A 19270-nucleotide genomic window follows, 5' to 3' on the forward strand; every position below is an offset into this window, starting at 1 on the left:
GTATGCGCCGAGCGCGGTTCTGCACGCCGTTGGGCGCCGCCGCAACATTTACTCCAGCTAAATTGATTGATTCACGCCAGTAACATCGCGCCCCGGCCAGTGCTTGGGTACAATTCCACGCTAATTTGATCGAGTATCAGGAACACTTACATGATCGCTTGCCTGCGGCTGTTCACTGCCCTCTGCCTCGCTGCCTTGCTGGCGGCTTGCGCCAGCTCCCCTTCCTCCAGCCTTGGCGAACTTCCACGGACCCCGGACGCCAGCATCGAGCAACTGCTCGAACAGGCGACCCAGGCCAAGACGCCGGAAAAAGCCGCCTTGTTGCGCCTGAGCGCAGCCGATCTGGCTTATCGCCAGGGCAACGCCGGCCAGTCCGCGCAGATCCTGCAACAAGTGCCGATGGAGCAGTTGAAGCCGGGCCAGCAGATCTTCGCCAGCACCCTGTCCGCTGAACTGGCGATGACCCGCAATCAGCCTAAAGCTGCGCTGACCGCCCTGAGTCATCCGAGCCTGCAGCACCTGAGCGAAATGCCGGAAGATCAGCAAGTGCGCACCGGCACCGTGCACGCCCGCGCACTGGAAGCCGACGGCCAGACCCTGGCTGCCGCTCGCGAGCGCATCTTCATCGCACCGATGCTCAAAGGCGAAGTCGCAAGCAAGAACCACGAAGCGATCTGGACCCTGATCGCTTCGCTGCCGACCGATCAGCTGCAACCCAACACCTCCGACGATCTCGGCGGCTGGATGGGTCTGGCCCTGGCCGTGAAAACCGCCGGCACCCTGGAACAGCAGCAAGCGGCGATCGATGCCTGGCGCGCGCAGAATCCAAAACACCCGGCTGCGATCAACCTGCCGCTGCCACTGACCAAACTCAAGGAACTGGCCAGCCAGCCCCTGAGCAAGATTGCCCTGCTGCTGCCGCAAGACGGCCCACTGGCCTCGGTCGGCAAGGCCCTGCGTGAAGGCTTCATGGCGGCGCACTATCAAGCGCAACAGGCCGGCCAGAAGCCGCCTGCCATCGAGTTCTATGACAGCTCCAAGCTGACCTCGATGGACGAGTTCTACCGCAAGGCCCAGGCTGATGGCGTGCAACTGGTGGTCGGTCCGCTGGAAAAGCCGCTGGTCAAACAACTGAGCACCCGTCCGCAACTGCCAATCACCACCCTCGCACTGAACTACAGCGAAGGTGATCAGGGTCCGGCGCAACTGTTCCAGTTCGGTCTGGCGGCTGAAGACGAAGCCCGCGAAGTCTCGCGTCGTGCCCGCGCCGACGGCCTGCATCGCGCGGCGATCATGGTGCCGAAAGGTGAATGGGGCGACCGCGTACTGCGTGCGTTCAGCCAGGACTGGCAAGCCAATGGCGGCAGCATCGTGGCCACCGAACGTGTTGATCAGCCGGTGCAACTGGCCCAGCAGATCGCCGACATGTTCCAGCTGCGTCAGAGCGAAGCCCGCGCCAAGAGCCTGCAGAACGCCGCTGGCACCAACGTAGCCGCGCAGCCGTCGCGTCGTCAGGACATCGAGCTCATCTTCCTCGCAGCCACCCCGCAACAGGCGCAGCAGATCAAGCCGACCCTGAACTTCCAGTACGCCGGTGACGTTCCGGTGTACGCAACGTCCCACGTCTACAGCGCCAGCGGCGATGTGAACCAGTACAACGACATGAACGGCGTGCGCTTCTGCGAAACTCCATGGTTGCTGGAAGCCAACGACCCGCTGCGCCAGCAAGTCACCGCACAATGGCCACAAGCGGCCGGCAGCCTCGGCCGCCTGTACGCCATGGGCGTCGATGCCTACCGCCTGGCACCGCGCCTGGGTCAGTTGAAGGCGCTGCCGGACAGCCGCATCGAAGGTCAGTCGGGAAGCCTGGGCATGACCCAGACCCAACGCGTCGTACGTCAGCTGCCATGGGCGCAGTTCGTCAACGGTCAGGTTCAACGCCTGCCGGACACCCCGCGCTGATGCCCGACGGCTCGCACCTGCAAAGCGGCAAGGATGCCGAGCGCCAGGCGCTCGAGCATCTGCAACACCAGGGTCTGCGCCTGCTGGCGCAGAACTGGTCATGCAAACGGGGCGAGCTTGATCTGGTCATGCTTGATGGCGATACAGTAGTATTCGTCGAAGTCCGCTACAGAAAAAACACTCAATGGGGTGGCGCGCTCGCTAGCATCGATGAGCGCAAACGGCAGAAACTGATTTTCGCCGCGCAGTATTTTCTTCAGCGTGAGTCACGCTGGGCTGATTCCCCTTGCCGCTTCGACGTGGTGGCCATCGACAGGCACCCGGATCAGTTGAACTGGTTGCAGAATGCGTTCGATGGTTGATTCTCTGCACACCACCCCGGACACTTTCACCGACAATTTTTGCTCTTTGCTTTGCGGGCTGCACATTCACGTGCCGAACAGCCGCGCCACTTAAGGTCACACAGATGGACATGCAATCCCGAATTCGCCAGCTTTTCCAGGCCAGTATCGACACCAAGCAACAGGCGATGGACGTACTTGCACCGCACATCGAGCAAGCCAGCCAGATCATGGTCAACGCCCTGCTCAACGAAGGCAAAATGCTTTCGTGCGGCAACGGCGGCTCTGCCGGCGACGCCCAGCACTTCTCCTCGGAGCTGCTCAACCGCTTCGAACGCGAACGCCCAAGCCTGCCGGCCATCGCCCTGACCACCGACAGCTCGACGATCACCTCGATCGCCAACGACTACAGCTACAACGAAGTGTTCTCCAAGCAGATCCGCGCACTGGGTCAACCAGGCGACGTATTGCTGGCGATTTCGACCAGCGGTAACTCGGCCAACATTATTCAGGCGATCCAGGCCGCACATGATCGCGAAATGATTGTCGTAGCATTGACTGGCCGCGATGGCGGCGGCATGGCTTCGCTGCTGCTGCCTGAAGATGTCGAGATTCGCGTACCGGCCCATGTCACTGCACGTATTCAGGAAGTCCATCTGCTGGCGATCCATTGCCTCTGCGATCTGATCGACAGCCAACTGTTCGGGAGTGAAGAATGACCCCTAATCGCCTTGGCCTTCTGGCCTTGACCCTGTGCCTCGGCATCAGCGGCTGCACCTCGGTGGTGAATGCCAGCCGTGAGGCACCGATTGAAGACGACCGCGGCACCCGAACCTTCGGCAGCAAAATCGATGACTCGCTGATCGAGACCAAAGTCGGCGTCAACGTGGCCAAGGCCGACCCAGGCCTGGACAAGGACTCGCATATCGTCGTCACCAGCTTCAACGGCGTGGTGCTGCTCGCCGGCCAGACGCCGCGCGAAGACCTCAAGGCCAAGGCTGAACAGGCCGCCGCCAACGTCCAGCGCGTGAAGAAGGTGCACAACGAGCTGCAAGTGATTGCGCCGTCCAGCTTCCTCGCCCGCCAGAACGACGCTTGGCTGACCACCAAGATCAAGACCCAGATGCTGACCGATGCCAGCATTCCCGGCTCGCGCATCAAGGTCGTGACCGAGAACGGCATCGTCTATCTGCTGGGCCTGCTGACCAAGCAGGAAGCCCAACAGGCGACCAACCTGGTGCAGAGCGTTTCCGGTGTGCAGAAAATCGTGAAGCTGTTCGAATACATCGACTGACCGATACCCATGTAGGAGCTGCCGCAGGCTGCGATCTTTAGATCTTGATCTTGATCTTGATCTTGATCTTGGTCTTGGTCTTGGTCTTGGTCTTGGTCTTGGTCTTGGTCTTGGTCTTGAAAAACAAGATCAAAAGATCGCAGCCTGCGGCAGCTCCTACGTAATAAAAAAGGCGACCCTTTCGGGTCGCCTTTTTTATTACTTCACCACTTTCAAGCTTGGCCGGCCGCTTGGTCGCGGCGGCTCGCTGCCCGGTGGCGGCAAGTCGTCATCGGGCTCGATATCGTCTTCGTCATCCATCGGCGACTCGAGATCGAACACCATGCCCTGCCCGTTCTCCCGGGCGTAGATGCCCAGAATCGCGCTGATTGGCACATACAGACTGTGCGGAACGCCACCGAAGCGACCCTCGAAGGTCACCACGTCGTTGTCCATGTGCAAGTGCCGCACTGCGCTGGGCGAAATGTTCAGAACAATCTGCCCGTCACTGGCGAAACCCTGCGGCACCTGGACTGCCGGGTATTCGGAATTGACCAACATGTGCGGGGTGCAATCGTTATCCACAATCCACTCGTAGAGCGCGCGGACCAGATAAGGTCGACTGGAGTTCATAGCGGCTCCTTAAGCCTTAGCGCATATCGCGTTCGACGCCAGACAGACTCGCCTGGAAAGCCTCACGCGCAAACTGGCGCTCCATATAATCAAGCAGCGGCTTGGCCGGCCGCGGCAGTTCAATACCCAGAATCGGCAAACGCCAGAGTATTGGCAATAGGCAGCAATCCACCAGACTTTGTTCCTCACTGAGGAAAAACGGCTTGTCGGCAAACAGCGGCGACACGCCCGTCAGGCTTTCACGCAATTCCTTACGCGCCACGACACGCGCGGCCTCCTTGGACTTGGGATCAAGAATCAGATCCACCAGACCACACCAGTCGCGCTGAATACGGTGAATCAGCAGACGACTGTTGGCACGCGCCACCGGATAAACCGGCATCAGCGGCGGATGCGGGTAACGCTCATCCAGATATTCCATCACCACGGTCGACTCCCACAACGCCAGGTCGCGATCGACCAGTGTCGGGAGACTGCCGTAAGGGTTCACCTCAATCAGTTTAGGCGGCTGGCGACCAGCTTCCACGTAAATGATTTCGGCGCTGACACCCTTCTCTGCAAGCACGATGCGCACTCGGTGGGAATAGTGGTCGGCGGGGTCGGAGTAACAGGCCAACCGATTGGTCACGCCCATGGCGATCCTCCTCGCTTGTTGAAATGATTGGAACCGGAAAAACGCGCGCGCCCAGAGGGCGCCTCCCGCAACGCCTGGCGAACCAGGTGTCGCGTTATCGGAGGCGCCCTTGGGCGCGCGCGATTAACAGCAATGCTTGAAGCGTATCAGTGCACGTCTTTCCAGTATTCACGCTTGAGCAGGTAGGCGAACACAAAGAAGAACGCCAGGTACAGCAAGACGTAAGTACCGATGCGCTGATGTTGCAGCTTAACCGGGTTAGCCGAGTAAGCCAGGAAGGTTACCAGATTCTTGACCTTCTCATCGAACTGCTCTTCGTTCAGAGCACCGGATTTCGGCACGATGGTCAACTGATCGCACGCTTCATGTGTCAGCGGCGTACCGGTCAGCGGATCGTATTGCTTCTTGCCGTCCTCGACGATCTGCACCTGCTTGCAGCCCACCACCTGACGCCCTTGCAGGCCGACCAGCACGTTAGGCATGCCGACGTTCGGGAAGACCTTGTTGTTCACGCCCCATGGGCGCGCCGGATCTTCGTAGAACGAGCGCAGGTAACCGTAGAGCCAGTCGGTGCCACGTACGCGAGCCACCAGGGTCAGGTCCGGCGGAGCAGCACCGAACCAGGTCTTGGCGTCCGTAGGTTGCATGCCGATGTTCATGTGGTCGCCGATCTTGGCGCCGGTGAACACCAGCTTCTCGAGCATCATTTCGTGGGGAATGCCGAGGTCATCCGCCACTCGCTCGTAACGCTGGAACTTGGCACTGTGGCAACCCATGCAATAGTTGGCGAAGGTCCGCGCACCATCTTGCAGGGCAGCCTTGTCGGACAGGTCGATATCGACTTTTTCCAGCTCGGGACCACCGTGTTCAGCGGCGAAAGACAGCACAGGCAGAGCAGCAAAAATCAGAGCAAAAAATAACTTTTTCATCAGCCAGTCACCCTTTCCGGAACCGGTTTGGTCTTCTCGAGCCTGGTGTAGAACGGCATCAGAATGAAGTAGGCGAAGTACAGGAAGGTGCAGATCTGCGACACCAGCGTGCGCTCCGGCGTCGGGGCCAGTACGCCCAGAATGCCGAGGATCACGAAGGAAATGCAGAACACCACCAGCCAGATCTTGCTCATCCAGCCCTTGTAACGCATCGATTTGACCGGGCTGCGATCCAGCCACGGCAGCACGAACAGCATGGCAATCGAGGCGCCCATGGCGATCACGCCCATGAGCTTGTCCGGGATCGCACGCAAGATCGCGTAGAACGGCGTGAAGTACCAGACCGGTGCAATGTGCTCAGGCGTCTTGAACGGGTTGGCTTGCTCGAAGTTTGGTTTTTCGAGGAAGTAGCCGCCCATTTCCGGGAAGAAGAACACGATAAAGCAGAAGATAAACAGGAACACCACCACACCGACAATGTCTTTCACGGTGTAGTACGGATGGAAGGCAATGCCATCCAGCGGGATACCGTTTTCGTCTTTGTGCTTCTTGATGTCGACGCCATCAGGGTTGTTCGAACCCACTTCGTGCAGCGCCAGAATGTGCAGCACCACCAGACCGAGAATCACGATCGGCAGCGCTACGACGTGCAGGGCGAAGAAGCGGTTCAGGGTGATTCCGGAGATCAGGTAGTCACCACGAATCCACTGGGTCAGGTCGTTACCGATCACCGGAATCGCACCGAACAGCGAGATGATCACCTGGGCACCCCAGTAGGACATCTGGCCCCACGGCAGCAGATAACCCATGAAGGCCTCGGCCATCAGCGCCAGGTAGATCAGCATGCCGAACACCCAGACGAGTTCGCGTGGTTTCTGATACGAACCGTAGAGCAGGCCACGGAACATGTGCAGATAGACCACGATGAAGAACGCCGACGCGCCGGTCGAGTGCAGCAGACGCAGGATCGAGCCGTACTCGACATCGCGCATGATGTATTCGACAGAGGCGAACGCCTCTTCTGCCGACGGGGTGTAGCTCATCGTCAGCCAGACACCGGTGACGATCTGGTTGACCAGCACCAGCAGCGCCAGGGAGCCGAAGAAATAGAAGAAGTTGAAGTTTTTTGGCGCGTAATACTTGCTGAGATGGTCTTCCCACATTTTGGTCGCGGGGAAGCGCGCATCCACCCAATCCATGAACTTGCTCATCACGCTTTCTCCGTATCGACGCCAATGACAATCAGGTCATCGGTCTCATAGGAATGCGGGGGAACTGGCAGGTTCAAAGGCGCAGGTTGCGACTTGTAGACGCGGCCAGCCAGATCGTAGTGGGAACCGTGGCAAGGGCAGAAATAGCCACCGACCCAGTCTTTACCCAGATCCGCAGGTGCCACTTCGGGACGGAAGGTTGGTGAGCAACCCAGGTGCGTGCAGATCCCGATCAGCAGCAGAATTTCCGGCTTGATCGAACGCACTTCAGGATCGACATAGGTAGGTTGCGTGGAGTTTTTGGAAGTCGGATCGGAGAGCTGGCCCTCGATCTTCTTGAGATTCCCCAGGATTTCCGCAGTACGGCGGACAATGAACACCGGCTGGCCGCGCCACTCGGCAATCATCTGCTGTCCTGGCTCGATCTTGCTGACATTCACTTTCACCGGTGCACCGGCGGCTTTCGCCTTGGCACTGGGAAACCATGACCCCACGAACGGGACCGCAGCCCCCACCGCTCCTGCAGCACCCACCACGGATGTGGCTGCTACCAAGAAGCGACGCCGGCCTGCATTCACGCCGTCATTGCTCATTCAGTCCTCTCCCATCAGCTTTGTGGCCTGTTAAATCAGGCATCTACTAAATAAATCAATGTTACTTATAAAAATTTTGCCGAGATGGTAATGAAAAGCCCCAATTCTGACAAGGGAATTACCCGGAGCTCATACCCTCAAGCCTTGCAGTATAGGGGGTCTACGAATGTGGCAAGTTGTCACAGCGCAATTCTTTTGATAAATCGCGGGCATAAAAAAACGCCCGGTTCCGTGAGGAATCGGGCGTTCTTTTTTGAACGTGGAAACGAATTAACGCTTCGAGTACTGCGGACGCTTACGCGCTTTACGCAGACCAACTTTCTTACGTTCAACTTCACGGGCGTCGCGAGTAACGAAGCCAGCTTTGCGCAGAGCGCTACGCAGGGTTTCGTCGTAGTCCATCAGAGCGCGAGTGATGCCGTGGCGGATTGCGCCAGCTTGACCACTTACACCACCGCCGATCACGGTGACGTAGATGTCGAATTTCTCGACAGTCTCGGTCAGCTCCAGCGGCTGACGAACTACCATGCGGGCAGTTTCGCGGCCGAAGAAGTTATCCAGCGAACGGTTGTTGATGGAGATGTTACCAGTACCCGGACGCAGGAAAACGCGTGCGGTTGCGGTCTTGCGACGGCCAGTGCCGTAATTTTGAGTCGCCGACATAATGAACTATTCCGTTAAATCTTCAGTTCTTGGGGCTGCTGAGCAGTATGAGGGTGTGCAGCGCCCGCATAGACTTTCAGCTTACGGTACATGTCACGACCCAGCGGGTTCTTAGGCAGCATGCCTTTAACCGCGGTCTCGATCACGCGCTCAGGGGCTTTGGCGATCAGCTTTTCAAAGTTGATCGACTTGATGCCGCCCGGGAAACCGGAGTGGGAGTAGTACATTTTGTCAGTGGTTTTAGCGCCGGTAACACGGATCTGCTCGGCGTTGATTACGACGATGTAGTCGCCGGTGTCAACGTGAGGAGTGTACTCAGGCTTGTGCTTGCCACGCAGACGGCTCGCGATTTCGGTGGCCAGACGACCCAGGGTCTGACCAGCAGCGTCGACGACAAACCAGTCGCGCTTTACTGTTTCCGGTTTAGCAGTAAAAGTTTTCATTCTTTATAGCCTCAGGGGCCGCCTGTAAATAAGACGGCGGATCTTACTGAATAGTGCGTACTTTGACAAGTCAAAGGCAGCCGGATACAGACGCTTTCGGGGGCTCGGGTCGGCGCGTCCGTTCAACGGCAAGATTCTTCGGCGGCGGCGCATCACTTCCACTGCAGAAAGAGGTCGGCAATTATGCAGATTGCGAAAAATTTTTCAACCTGCTTTTATGATTGTTTTGCCCAAGGAGCACCCGATGGACTATCGCCAGCTAGGCCGTACCGACCTGAACGTGAGTGCAATCTGCCTCGGCACCATGACCTGGGGCGAGCAAAACACCGAAGCCGAAGCCTTCGCCCAGATCGAGCGAGCCAAGGAAGCCGGGATCAATTTCATCGACACCGCCGAGATGTACCCGGTGCCGCCGAAAGCCGAAACCTACGCCACCACCGAGCGCTACATCGGCAACTACTTCAAGCGTCGCGGCGATCGCGCCGACTGGATCCTCGCCAGCAAGATCGCCGGCCCCGGCAACACCATCGACTACATCCGTGACAAAAACCTGCGCCACAACCGCCAGCACATCACCGCCGCGGTGGATGCCAGCCTTGAGCGCCTGCAGACTGATTACATCGACCTGTATCAATTGCACTGGCCGGAGCGCAGCACCAATTTTTTCGGACAGCTGGGCTACAAGCACAAGATCGAAGCCAACCTGACACCGCTCGAAGACACCCTCGAAGCCCTCGACGAGCAGGTCAAGGCCGGCAAGATCCGCCACATCGGTCTGTCCAACGAGACGCCGTGGGGCACCATGCGCTTCCTTGCCCTGGCCGAAGCCCGTGGCTGGCCGCGTGCGGTGTCGATCCAGAACCCGTACAACCTGCTCAACCGCAGCTTCGAAATCGGCCTGGCGGAAATCGCCATCCGTGAACAGTGCGGCCTGCTCGCCTACTCGCCGCTGGCGTTCGGTTTCCTGTCCGGCAAGTACGAAGGTGGCGCTCGTCCACCGAAAGGTCGCCTGAGCCTCTACAGCCGCTTCAGCCGCTATTTCAACGCGCAATCGGAAGCAGCCTGCAGCCGTTACGTGGCGCTGGCCCGTGAACACGGCCTGGATCCGGCGCAGATGGCGCTGGCGTTCGTCACCCAGCAACCGTTCGTCACCAGCAACATCATTGGCGCGACGACGCTTGCGCAACTGGACAGCAACATTGCCAGTTTTGATCTGAAACTTTCCGATGAAGTGCTGGCGGGGATCGAGGCGATTCACAAGGATCATCCGAATCCGGCGCCGTAAGTAAAAAGATCGCAGCCTTCGGCAGCTCCTACAGGGTTCACACCGATCCTGTGTTGGAGCTGCCGCAGGCTGCGATCTTTTCAGCCTTTCACAGCGACCGCGCAATGATCTCCTTCATGATCTCATTGGTGCCGGCATAGATGCGCTGCACGCGCGCATCCGCCCACGCCCGGGCCACCGGGTATTCCCACATGAAGCCGTAGCCACCATGCAACTGCACGCACTCGTCGAGCACCTTGCATTGCAGGTCGGTGCCCCAGTATTTGGCCATTGCCGCTGTCGGAACGTCGAGCTTGCCTTGCAGGTGCAGTTCCAGGCACTTGTCGACAAATACTCGGCCGATCTGAATCTCCGTCGCCATTTCCGCCAGTTTGAAGCGGGTGTTCTGGAAGTCGGCGATCGCCTTGCCGAACGCCTTGCGATCACGGGTGTAATCCAGCGTCCACTTCAGCGCCGCTTCGGCTGAGGCCAGACCACCGATCGCCACCGTGAGACGTTCCTGCGGCAATTCCTGCATCAGGTAGGCAAACCCTGCCCCGGCCTGACCCAACAGGTTTTCTTTCGGTACACGCACGTCCTGGAAGAATAATTCCGACGTGTCCTGGGCCTTCATTCCGACCTTCTCCAGGCGTTTGCCCTTCTCGAAGCCCGGCGTATTCGCCTCTACCACAAACAGGCTGGTGCCCTTGGCGCCGGCCTTCGGATCGGTCTTGGCGACCACGATCACCAAATCAGCGAGGAAGCCGTTGGTAATGAAGGTCTTGGAGCCGTTGATCACGTACTCGTCACCATCCAACACTGCCGTGGTCTTGACCCCTTGCAGGTCGGAACCGGCACCCGGCTCGGTCATGGCAATCGCGCTGACCATCTCGCCCGAGACCAGTTTCGGCAGGTATTTGTGCTTCAGCGCTTCACTGCCGTAATGCAGGATGTACGGCGCGACGATGTCCGAGTGCAGCGAGAAACCGATACCGGTCAGACCCAAGCGACCGACCTCTTCGATCACCACCGCGCTGTACAGAAAGTCCGCGCCCAGGCCGCCGTATTCTTCCGGCAGGTGCGAGCAGAGCATCCCCGCCTCCCCGGCCTTGTTCCACAGCTTGCGGTCGATATGGCCTTGTTTCTCCCATTGCGCATGGAACGGCACGGCCTCTTTTTCGAGGAAGGTTCGTACGCTGTCGCGGAACAATTCGTGCTCGGAGCTGAACAAGGTTCTGGGGATCATGCGGCACCTTTCATTCTTGTTGGAGGGATATGACCTTCAGAGACTAAGCCTCACCTCCGACACAGGACACTGGACACATCCGACAAAAAATAAGACGATCCAGCCGTCTGGTGACCACTTTCCCTTATAAAAACAAAACAAAAGTTGAATTATGTCCAAGCAAGTCTCCACGCCCTTGCGGCGCGTCAGCATCCTGGCAATCGACCGGGTTTTCGCATCCACTCTCATGCAGGCCAAGGATTTCTTCCATCTGGCCAGCCTGCGTTATGGCAAACAACTGGGCCACGGCCTGACACCGGCGTTCGAAACCCGCCTGGTCAGCCCCGACGGCAAACCGGTGAACAGCTTCAGTGACGTGATGATGCCAGTGGACGGCGGCCTGGAAAACGCCGATGTCATCATCCTCCCGGCGTTCTGGGACGATTTCGAAACCCTTTGCGGCCGTTATCCGCAGATCTTGCCATGGTTGCGCGAGCAGCATGCCCGCGGTGCCGTGCTCTGCGGCGAAGCCACCGGTGTGTTCTGGCTGGCCGAGGCCGGATTGCTCAACGGCAAGGAAGCGACCACCTACTGGCGTTTCTTCAATGCCTTCGCCGAACGCTTCCCCAAGGTGTACCTCAATCAGGACAAGCACCTGACCGACGCCGACAATCTGTATTGCGCCGGCGGCACCACTTCGGCCTGCGACCTCTATATTTACCTGATCGAACGCTTCTGCGGCGCCAACGTGGCGCAAGCCGTGGCCCGCGACATTTTGTATGAAGTGCAGCGCAGCTATTCGCCGGGACGTATCGGGTTCGGTGGGCAGAAGTTGCACCAGGACGTGATCATCCTGCAGATCCAGCACTGGCTCGAAGAGCATTTCGCCGACAAGTTCCGCTTCGAAGACGTGGCCCGCGAGCACGGCATGAGCATCCGCAACTTCATGCGCCGCTTCCAGACCGCGACCGGCGACAAACCGCTGCACTACCTGCAACGCCTGCGCATCGAGACCGCCAAGGGCTTGCTGTCCGGCAGCCGCAAGAGCATCAAGACCATCAGTTATGAGGTCGGCTACGACGATGCGAGTTTCTTTGCGCGGCTGTTTCGCCAGCATACGGAGCTGTCGCCGAACCAGTATCGGCAGCAGTTTCAGCAGGCCGCCTAAAAGCAAAAGATCGCAGCCTGCGGCAGCTCCTACAGATTGGGATGCACCTGTAGGAGCTGGCGAAGCCTGCGATCTTTTGATTGTTCCGCGCACAAAAAAGGGCCTGCAATTGCAGGCCCTTTTTTGTATGCCGAATCTGTTTAAGGCTTATGCGCCCGGGACAGGAATTCGTGCGATTGCATCTCCAGCAGACGGCTGAGCGTACGCTGGAATTCGAATGTCAGGCGTCCGCCGGTGTACAGGTCTTTCAATTCGACTTCGGCAGAAATGATCAGCTTGACGTTACGATCGTAGAACTCGTCGACCATGTTGATGAAACGCCGGGCGATGTCGTCGGTGGTGACGCTCATCTGCTCGACGCCGCTGAGCAGCACGGCGTGGAAGATCTTGCCCAGCTCGATGTAATCGTTCTGGCTGCGCGGGCCGTCGCACAGTTCGCGGAAGTCGAACCAGGCCACGTCGTCGCAGGTGCGCAGGGCACGGATTTCGCGGTTCTCGATGATCAGCACATCGTTTTCCACCGCTGCGGTGCATTCCGGTGTCAGGGCCTTGAAACTCTTGCGCAGGCTTTCGTGCGCGGCTTCGTCCAGCGGATAGTGGAACAGCTCCGCTTGTTCGAGGTGGCGCAGACGGTAGTCGACGCCGCTGTCGACGTTGACGATTTCGGTGTTCTGCTTGATCAGTGCAATGGCCGGCAGGAACCGCGCGCGCTGCAGACCGTCCTTGTACAAGCCGTCCGGGACGATGTTCGAGGTCGCGACCAGGGTCACGCCGTTCTTGAACAGCTCTTCCATCAGCGTGCCGAGGATCATCGCGTCGGTGATGTCCGAGACGAAGAATTCATCGAAGCAGATCACTCGTGACTCGGTCGCAAAGCGCTTGGCGATGATGGTCAGCGGGTTTTTCTCGCCGCCGAGGGTTTTCATCTCTTCGTGCACGCGCTTCATGAAGCGGTGGAAGTGGGTGCGGGTCTTTTCCTTGAACGGCAGCGCTTCGAAGAAGGTGTCGACCAGGTAAGTCTTGCCGCGACCCACGCCGCCCCAGAAGTACAGGCCCTTGACCGGCGTCTGATCCTTCTTGCCAAACAGCTTGCCCAGCAAACCCGGCTTGTTCTGCTCGGCCGCGATCAGATCGTCGTACAGGCGCTGCAGATGACGCACGGCAGTTTCCTGCGCGGCGTCATGGAAGAAGTCCGGGCGTTTCAGATCAGCTTGATATCGTTCTAGGGGCGTCATAATTCGTTAGCAAGGCAACAAAAACGGGCCGTCACTGTAGCGACGGCCCGTAGGAATGGCAATCAGCCCTTGGTCGGGCCGCGCCGCGGATTAGTCCTGAACCGGGGTCAGTGCAACGCGCAGAGCTTCGACAGCCGCGTCCCGCGCAGCAGCATCGGCGAACGCCGGGCTGTCGCCAACGCACTCACCTTCCAACCACACGCTGAAGCTCAGGTCTTGATTGCGGATGTCCAGCGCCTGACCGGCCTGCAGTTGCTTGGTCACCTGGCCGGCGGTTTTGCCGTCGGCAAAGTTGCGCGACAGCAGCAGTTGCTCGCCATCGGCCGCCAGCAGACGGAAGCGGAAGCTGCCGTCGTCTTCACGGAAGCTGACGAAACGTGCAGCTTTCACGGCTTTCTTCTTGGTAGTCGCCGCGACTTGCACCTGATTGACGAACGAACGCAGGCCGACCGCTTCACGCAGTTCGTTGAGGAACGGCGTCGCCACCGCACGGGCTTTTTTCGCGCCGTGTTGCAAGATGTCTTCCAGATCCGCAGGGCGCTCGATCAGTTGGTGATAGCGCTCGCGGGACTCGCCCAGTTCATTGTCGAGCAACTGGAACAGACGACTCTTCGCCTCGCCCCAACCCAGACCGCCGAGCAGTTCGCTACGGAACTCGTCCGCCTGCGCCGGTGTGGCGAACGCCTGAAACAGAGTGAACAGGTGCGAGTTGTCCGGATCTTTGGCCTCGCCCGGCGCCTTGGAGTCGGTGACGATCCGCGAGATCGCGTCCTTCATCTCTTTGGCACTGGTGAACAGCGGGATGGTGTTGTCGTAGCTCTTCGACATCTTGCGCCCGTCGAGGCCCGGCAAGGTCGCCACGCTTTCCTCGATCAGCGCTTCAGGCATAGTGAAGAACTCCTTGCCCTGGCCGAACAGGTGGTTGAAGCGCTGACCGATGTCACGGGCCATTTCCACGTGCTGGATCTGGTCGCGACCGACCGGCACCTTGTGCGCGTTGAACATCAGGATGTCCGCCGCCATCAGCACCGGGTAGCTGTAGAGCCCCATGGTGATCCCGGCATCCGGGTCTTCACCGCTCTCGACGTTCTTGTCCACCGAGGCCTTGTAGGCATGCGCACGGTTGAGCAGGCCCTTGGCGGCGACGCAGGTCAGCAGCCAGGTCAGCTCGGGGATTTCCGGGATGTCGGACTGGCGATAGAAGGTCACACGGTCGACATCCAGGCCACCGGCCAGCCAGGTCGCGGCGATTTCCAGACGCGAGCGCTGGATGCGCAGCGGGTCATCGCATTTGATCAGGGCGTGGTAGTCGGCCAGGAAGTAGAACGAATCGGCATTGCTGTCGCGGCTGGCGAGGATCGCCGGGCGGATGGCGCCGGCGTAGTTGCCCAGGTGCGGCGTGCCGGTGGTGGTGATGCCGGTGAGGATACGGGTACGGTTCGTCATGGGTAATCGCTTGTCAGACTGCAATCAATTCGAGAGACGCGGCAGGATCAGATCCTTGAGATCGGTCAGCTTGCCATGAAAAAAGTGTCCGCATTCTGCCACTTTCAGCAGCTCATGGGGGCGCTGGAGTTTTTCCGACCAGTCGTAGACCAACTGCGGATCGATCACTTCGTCGGTTTCCGGCTGGATCACGGTCAGCTCGCCGTGCTGTGGCAGTTGATCCTGATCGCTCAGGCGCATCACCGCCGGCGCGACCATAAACAACTGCTTGAGCTGCACGCCCTGGGCTTCGAGACGACCGCCGAGACTTGCTGCAACAAATCCGCCGAAGGAGAAACCGAACAGGGTCAGCGGCAGCTCCGGATGCTTTTCCAGTAGCCATGCTGCGGCAGCCTGAGCGTCGTCGACTTCACCGCTGCCCATGTCGTGGGAGCCTTCGCTGGCACCGACGCCGCGATAGTTGAAGCGCAAGGTGATCAAACCTGCGTCGCGCGCAGTGCGCTGCAGGGTCGAGACGACCTTGTTGAGCATGGTGCCGCCCTGCACCGGGTTTGGATGGCATATCAGCGCGATGCCGACTGGCTGCTCGTTATCGAGGTACAGCGCTTCGATTTGGCCGACTGGGCCATCAATCACTACAGGGGTTTCACGCATCAGCAAGGAAGGAACTCCGTGACCTCGAATCGGGTCGACTCGTCTAGCAAATTGTCTGTGCCAATCTATTGCGAGTGAATCGCGGTATACAGCGCAGGTTCGAGCCGTTAACGTAAAGCAAAGCCGTTTATAGAGGAAGGACTCGTGGAACACTCGCTCTTAGTTTGGTTGTTACCGACTCTTGCCCTGGTTGTGGGTGTCGCCATTGGATTCCTGATCGCTCGCGTCGCACCGAATGCCGCGCCGAGCCGCACGCAGCGTCAACTGGATGATATCCAGGAGCGTTTCGACAGCTATCAAAACGAGGTGGTCACCCACTTCAACAGCACCGCGACGCTGGTCAAGAAGCTGACCCAGAGCTATCAGGAAGTACAGGATCATCTCGCCGAGGGCGCCAACCGCCTGGCCCTGGACGAGCAGACCCGTCAACGCCTGATCGCCGCTTTGCACGCCGATGCCGCGCAGGCACCGCGCGAACGTCTGACGCCACCGCGCGATCAGGAGCCGCCACGCGACTACGCACCGAAAGCCCCGAACTCGCCTGGCATGCTCGATGAGCATTATGGTTTGAAGAAGTAATCAGTCTTCGCTGCAAGCAAATAGCCCCCGGACAATTCGGTTGTCCGGGGGCTTTTTTTGTATCTGATGATTTGAGGGTGTTTGTCCGGCCCCTTCGCGAGCAAGCCCGCTCCCACAGGGTCATGTGGTGAACGCAGATTCTTTGAACAACACCCATCCCTGTGGGAGCGGGCTTGCTCGCGAAAGGGCCAGCACGGGCAAACCAAAAAAAATGCCCGGTCACAAGACCGGGCATTTCTTCACTCAAGCATTCACTTACGGATACTGCTGAACCGTCCCCGGCTGTTGCTGCTGACCACCATACTGCTGACCCGGAATCGCTTTCAGGTTGACCTCGACGCGGCGGTTCTGCGCGCGGCCATTGACGTCACCGTTGCTGGCAATCGGGTTATCCGGGCCGGCGCCACGGGCCGACAGGTTGGCACCGCTGACACCTTGAGAAGTCAGGTAGGTCGCCACGCTCTGCGCACGACGCTGGGACAGGTCCATGTTGTGCTGGCGGCTGCCGGTGCTGTCGGTGTAGCCGACGATTTCGATCTGGTTCTGGTTGAACTCTTTCAGCGAGTTCGCCAGGTTGTTCAGCGGCTGGTAGAAGCTTGGGGCGATGTTCGCCGAATCGGTGGCGAAGGTGATGTTGCCCGGCATGATCAGTTTGATCTGATCGCCCTGGCGCTGCACTTCAACCCCGGTATTGGCCATGCTGGCGCGCAGCTTTTTCTCTTGCTGGTCGGCGTAGTAACCGTAACCCGCGGCCGATGCACCGACCACCGCCGCGCCAATCAGGGCGCCCTTGCCACGGTTGTTGTGATCGATGGCGGCACCCGCCAGGGCACCGGCCAGAGCGCCGAGGCCACCGTACTTGGCGGTTTTGCTCATGCCTTGCGAGCCACCGTCGGCCTGCCCCTGATTGTCATACGGGTTGGGCGAGGCGCAGCCGGCCAACATGGCTACAGCGGTAGCAACAATAATCAAACGAGGCGTGGTGAACATGAAGAGCTCCTGGTTTTCGCATTCTGTGTGGCAGCGGCCCTAGGCAATAGACCTGTGCGGGCGTTGGATCATGACAATGCCGAAAAATTCCGCCGCACACTCGTGACAAAATGTTTAGGCGCGCACGAACGGGTTTTCGCGCATTTCATCTCCAAGACGCGTGTCCGGACCATGCCCGGTAACCACGATTGCGTCTTCGTCGAGGGTGTACAGCCGCTGCTTGATCGATCGCACGATGGTCGCCTGATCGCCGCCCCACAAATCCGTGCGCCCTACCCCGCGACGAAACAACGTGTCGCCGGCAATCAACAGCTTAGCCTCGGAAAACCAAAAGCTCATTGAACCGGGTGTATGTCCCGGGGTATGCAGCGCCACGCCGCAGCCGCAGGCCAGTTCTTCATCGTCGCTCAACCAGCGATCCGGCGACGGTACCGGGGTGTAAGGCACGCCGAACATCTGGCATTGCATCTCGAGGTTATCCCACAGGAACTGGTCTTCCTTGTGCAGGTGCAGGGTCGCGCCGGTTTTCTCTTTCATCTGCCCGGAGGCGAGGAAGTGATCGAGATGCGCGTGGGTGTGGATGATGCTGACGACTTTCAGACCGTGAGCATCGAGGCGCGCCATGATCAGGTCAGGATTGCCGCCCGGGTCGACGACGATGGCTTTTTTAGTGAGCGGGTCGCCGATGATCGTGCAGTTGCACTGGAGCGGGCCGACGGGGAAGGTTTCGCGGATGAGTGTAGAGCTGAGAGCAGTCATGAAAATTCCTGGACGAACGGTCGTGTGGCTTATTTCAGAATTCTACTGCACATGCCGATACAGATCGCCCGGTCAGTTATTTGACGCCACCAATCCGAAAAATGATGGCTCAATGATGTCAAATGTATTGTTTCTGGTGCAAAATCGCATTTTTTTGTAGCGGTCGCATTCAGGAAGGGCCGCAGCGCACTCAGGAAATCCCCGCATGCCTACGCCCTTGACGTACTCCTTCACGTTTCCCGCTTCACTGACTGGCAATGCGCTCGTCGACAGCCTTATTGCCGGTAAATTCTGGCTCGGATCCGACTGGAATCCGTTCGGGGCGACCAACCTCAGCTATAGCTTCATGGCTCCGGGGACTTCGTATTTCGCCACCAATTACAGCCCTAAGAATGAATACAACGCACTGTATGAACTGACGACCGCGCAGAAGACTTCGATTATCGGGGCCCTGGGGGCGTGGAGCGCCGTTGCCAACATCAATTTCACCCTCACCAGCGATAACCTGGGCACTGTGGGTGATCTGCGCTTCGGTGGCTATCGGTTGATGGACAACAAAACGGCGGCGTGGGCTTACTTTCCTGACAACCTGCCCGCTGCGGGCGATGTATGGGTCGGGATGGCTACCGATGATCCGAATCCGGTCAAGGGCACCTACGATTACCTGACGTTTGTGCATGAAATCGGACATGCCCTGGGCCTCAAGCATCCTTTCGATACAAGTGCAGCCAACAAACAATTGCTCGATCCGTCGTTTGATGACGTTCACTTCACCGTGATGAGTTACAACAGCAACTACTCCTATCAGCCAACGACGCCAATGGTGCTGGACATCATTGCGATGCAAAGCCTGTATGGCGCCAACATGCTTTGGCAAACCGGCGACAACGTTTACAAATGGGATGCCAACCAGTCCGTCTTCGAGACGATCTGGGATGCAGGTGGCAATGACACCATTGATGGCAGCAACCAGCTCGCAGCCGTCAACATCAATTTGAATGAGGGCGCCTACAGTCAGATCGGCAAAGCCTTCACCGACCTCACCAACAACACCTTGGTCAATGACGGACTCGGGATCGCGATTGGTGCCAAGATCGAGAACGCCATTGGCTCGGCTTTCAACGACAAGCTGACCGGCAACGATCTGAATAATACCCTCAACGGTATGGCCGGCGCCGATACCATGATCGGCGGTGCCGGCAACGACACTTACTACGTCGACAACATCGGTGACGTGGTTGTCGAGACCGGCACCTCGCTGACCGAAA

General features: G+C 58.8%; 21 protein-coding genes. 8 read left to right on the plus strand and 13 right to left on the minus strand.

Annotated features, from left to right (window positions below; translation table 11 throughout):
* The first annotated feature begins 150 nt into the window (after positions 1–150).
* The 4 genes from JN524_RS07960 to JN524_RS07975 all read left to right on the plus strand — a co-directional run bounded on the left by JN524_RS07960 (position 151) and on the right by JN524_RS07975 (position 3597).
* Positions 151–1962, plus strand: a complete 1812-nt coding sequence (locus JN524_RS07960) for a penicillin-binding protein activator (protein ID WP_202369018.1) — start codon at positions 151–153, stop codon at positions 1960–1962.
* Entirely contained in the window at positions 1962–2324 is a 363-nt protein-coding gene (locus JN524_RS07965; protein ID WP_007961623.1) for a YraN family protein, read from the plus strand. Before JN524_RS07960 ends, JN524_RS07965 begins: the two co-directional genes overlap by 1 nt.
* Before the next feature lie 104 nt (positions 2325–2428).
* Entirely contained in the window at positions 2429–3022 is a 594-nt protein-coding gene (locus JN524_RS07970; protein WP_007961622.1) for a phosphoheptose isomerase, read from the plus strand.
* Positions 3019–3597: a BON domain-containing protein gene (locus tag JN524_RS07975; RefSeq protein WP_007961621.1), complete on the plus strand. Its 579-nt coding sequence runs from the start codon at positions 3019–3021 to the stop codon at positions 3595–3597. The genes JN524_RS07970 and JN524_RS07975 overlap by 4 nt, the downstream gene beginning before the upstream one ends.
* A gap of 198 nt (positions 3598–3795) precedes the next feature.
* Here the strand turns inward: JN524_RS07975 and JN524_RS07980 are convergent, their stop codons facing one another.
* From JN524_RS07980 to rplM, 7 genes are all read right to left on the minus strand, one after another.
* Positions 3796–4209 carry a ClpXP protease specificity-enhancing factor gene (locus JN524_RS07980; RefSeq protein ID WP_027612189.1) on the minus strand — a complete coding sequence of 138 codons (414 nt, stop codon included), beginning with the start codon at positions 4207–4209 and terminating at the stop codon, positions 3796–3798.
* Between the two features lie 16 nt (positions 4210–4225).
* Entirely contained in the window at positions 4226–4843 is a 618-nt protein-coding gene (locus tag JN524_RS07985; protein ID WP_007961620.1) for a glutathione S-transferase N-terminal domain-containing protein, read from the minus strand.
* Between the two features lie 146 nt (positions 4844–4989).
* On the minus strand, positions 4990–5772 hold the full coding sequence (locus JN524_RS07990) for a cytochrome c1 (RefSeq protein ID WP_202369019.1): 783 nt from the start codon (positions 5770–5772) through the stop codon (positions 4990–4992).
* Positions 5772–6983, minus strand: coding sequence for a cytochrome b (locus JN524_RS07995; protein WP_202369020.1), 1212 nt, complete (start codon positions 6981–6983; stop codon positions 5772–5774). Before JN524_RS07995 ends, JN524_RS07990 begins: the two co-directional genes overlap by 1 nt.
* The gene (gene petA / locus JN524_RS08000; protein ID WP_003228055.1) at positions 6983–7576 is read right to left on the minus strand and encodes a ubiquinol-cytochrome c reductase iron-sulfur subunit; all 594 of its coding nucleotides are present in this window, start codon (positions 7574–7576) and stop codon (positions 6983–6985) included. The genes JN524_RS07995 and petA overlap by 1 nt, the downstream gene beginning before the upstream one ends.
* Positions 7577–7846: 270 nt before the next feature.
* A complete protein-coding gene (gene rpsI / locus JN524_RS08005; RefSeq protein ID WP_003228056.1) occupies positions 7847–8239 on the minus strand; it encodes a 30S ribosomal protein S9 in 393 nt (130 codons plus the stop codon).
* Positions 8240–8253: 14 nt separating this feature from the next.
* On the minus strand, positions 8254–8682 hold the full coding sequence (rplM, locus tag JN524_RS08010) for a 50S ribosomal protein L13 (RefSeq protein ID WP_003228062.1): 429 nt from the start codon (positions 8680–8682) through the stop codon (positions 8254–8256).
* Positions 8683–8926: 244 nt separating this feature from the next.
* Between rplM and JN524_RS08015 the strand changes: the two genes are divergently transcribed.
* A complete protein-coding gene (locus tag JN524_RS08015; protein WP_202369021.1) occupies positions 8927–9967 on the plus strand; it encodes an NADP(H)-dependent aldo-keto reductase in 1041 nt (346 codons plus the stop codon).
* An 88-nt stretch (positions 9968–10055) separates the two neighbouring features.
* Here JN524_RS08015 and JN524_RS08020 read toward each other — a convergent pair whose 3' ends face one another.
* Positions 10056–11192 (minus strand): acyl-CoA dehydrogenase family protein, encoded by a 1137-nt coding sequence (locus JN524_RS08020; RefSeq protein WP_003228064.1) that lies wholly within the window; start codon positions 11190–11192, stop codon positions 10056–10058.
* Between the two features lie 250 nt (positions 11193–11442).
* On the opposite strand from JN524_RS08020, the gene JN524_RS08025 reads away from it, so the two are divergent.
* Complete coding sequence (locus tag JN524_RS08025; RefSeq protein ID WP_171061848.1) at positions 11443–12339, plus strand: GlxA family transcriptional regulator; 897 nt, start codon at positions 11443–11445, stop codon at positions 12337–12339.
* Positions 12340–12479: 140 nt separating this feature from the next.
* Here the strand turns inward: JN524_RS08025 and zapE are convergent, their stop codons facing one another.
* The 3 genes from zapE to JN524_RS08040 all read right to left on the minus strand — a co-directional run bounded on the left by zapE (position 12480) and on the right by JN524_RS08040 (position 15674).
* The gene (gene zapE, locus JN524_RS08030) at positions 12480–13574 is read right to left on the minus strand and encodes a cell division protein ZapE (RefSeq protein ID WP_041074841.1); all 1095 of its coding nucleotides are present in this window, start codon (positions 13572–13574) and stop codon (positions 12480–12482) included.
* Positions 13575–13664: 90 nt separating this feature from the next.
* The gene (locus JN524_RS08035; protein ID WP_202369022.1) at positions 13665–15020 is read right to left on the minus strand and encodes a tryptophan--tRNA ligase; all 1356 of its coding nucleotides are present in this window, start codon (positions 15018–15020) and stop codon (positions 13665–13667) included.
* A gap of 24 nt (positions 15021–15044) precedes the next feature.
* Positions 15045–15674, minus strand: coding sequence for an alpha/beta hydrolase (locus JN524_RS08040; protein WP_202369023.1), 630 nt, complete (start codon positions 15672–15674; stop codon positions 15045–15047).
* Positions 15675–15818: 144 nt separating this feature from the next.
* Here JN524_RS08040 and JN524_RS08045 point away from each other — a divergent pair, with 144 nt between their 5' ends.
* Positions 15819–16253, plus strand: a complete 435-nt coding sequence (locus tag JN524_RS08045; RefSeq protein WP_027612195.1) for a YhcB family protein — start codon at positions 15819–15821, stop codon at positions 16251–16253.
* A 255-nt stretch (positions 16254–16508) separates the two neighbouring features.
* Here JN524_RS08045 and JN524_RS08050 read toward each other — a convergent pair whose 3' ends face one another.
* Both JN524_RS08050 and JN524_RS08055 read right to left on the minus strand, forming a co-directional pair.
* On the minus strand, positions 16509–17243 hold the full coding sequence (locus tag JN524_RS08050; RefSeq protein ID WP_007961595.1) for an OmpA family protein: 735 nt from the start codon (positions 17241–17243) through the stop codon (positions 16509–16511).
* A gap of 114 nt (positions 17244–17357) precedes the next feature.
* Complete coding sequence (locus JN524_RS08055; RefSeq protein ID WP_202369024.1) at positions 17358–18002, minus strand: MBL fold metallo-hydrolase; 645 nt, start codon at positions 18000–18002, stop codon at positions 17358–17360.
* Positions 18003–18207: 205 nt separating this feature from the next.
* On the opposite strand from JN524_RS08055, the gene JN524_RS08060 reads away from it, so the two are divergent.
* On the plus strand, positions 18208–19270 hold a 1063-nt coding region (locus tag JN524_RS08060; protein WP_202369025.1), incomplete at its 3' end, for a M10 family metallopeptidase.

Origin of the sequence: Pseudomonas sp. MWU318 (assembly GCF_016756945.1) — a bacterium.
GTDB classification, from domain to species: Bacteria; Pseudomonadota; Gammaproteobacteria; order Pseudomonadales; family Pseudomonadaceae; genus Aquipseudomonas; species Aquipseudomonas putida_A.

Coding starts and splice junctions, on each gene's coding strand:
- JN524_RS07960 (WP_202369018.1), top strand. CDS start 151: ATGATCGCTTGCCTGCGGCTGTTCACTGCCCTCTGCCTCGCTGCCTTG.
- JN524_RS07965 (WP_007961623.1), top strand. CDS start 1,962: ATGCCCGACGGCTCGCACCTGCAAAGCGGCAAGGATGCCGAGCGCCAG.
- JN524_RS07970 (WP_007961622.1), top strand. CDS start 2,429: ATGGACATGCAATCCCGAATTCGCCAGCTTTTCCAGGCCAGTATCGAC.
- JN524_RS07975 (WP_007961621.1), top strand. CDS start 3,019: ATGACCCCTAATCGCCTTGGCCTTCTGGCCTTGACCCTGTGCCTCGGC.
- JN524_RS07980 (WP_027612189.1), bottom strand. CDS start 4,209: ATGAACTCCAGTCGACCTTATCTGGTCCGCGCGCTCTACGAGTGGATT.
- JN524_RS07985 (WP_007961620.1), bottom strand. CDS start 4,843: ATGGGCGTGACCAATCGGTTGGCCTGTTACTCCGACCCCGCCGACCAC.
- JN524_RS07990 (WP_202369019.1), bottom strand. CDS start 5,772: ATGAAAAAGTTATTTTTTGCTCTGATTTTTGCTGCTCTGCCTGTGCTG.
- JN524_RS07995 (WP_202369020.1), bottom strand. CDS start 6,983: ATGAGCAAGTTCATGGATTGGGTGGATGCGCGCTTCCCCGCGACCAAA.
- petA (WP_003228055.1), bottom strand. CDS start 7,576: ATGAGCAATGACGGCGTGAATGCAGGCCGGCGTCGCTTCTTGGTAGCA.
- rpsI (WP_003228056.1), bottom strand. CDS start 8,239: ATGTCGGCGACTCAAAATTACGGCACTGGCCGTCGCAAGACCGCAACC.
- rplM (WP_003228062.1), bottom strand. CDS start 8,682: ATGAAAACTTTTACTGCTAAACCGGAAACAGTAAAGCGCGACTGGTTT.
- JN524_RS08015 (WP_202369021.1), top strand. CDS start 8,927: ATGGACTATCGCCAGCTAGGCCGTACCGACCTGAACGTGAGTGCAATC.
- JN524_RS08020 (WP_003228064.1), bottom strand. CDS start 11,192: ATGATCCCCAGAACCTTGTTCAGCTCCGAGCACGAATTGTTCCGCGAC.
- zapE (WP_041074841.1), bottom strand. CDS start 13,574: ATGACGCCCCTAGAACGATATCAAGCTGATCTGAAACGCCCGGACTTC.
- JN524_RS08035 (WP_202369022.1), bottom strand. CDS start 15,020: ATGACGAACCGTACCCGTATCCTCACCGGCATCACCACCACCGGCACG.
- JN524_RS08040 (WP_202369023.1), bottom strand. CDS start 15,674: ATGCGTGAAACCCCTGTAGTGATTGATGGCCCAGTCGGCCAAATCGAA.
- JN524_RS08050 (WP_007961595.1), bottom strand. CDS start 17,243: ATGTTCACCACGCCTCGTTTGATTATTGTTGCTACCGCTGTAGCCATG.
- JN524_RS08055 (WP_202369024.1), bottom strand. CDS start 18,002: ATGACTGCTCTCAGCTCTACACTCATCCGCGAAACCTTCCCCGTCGGC.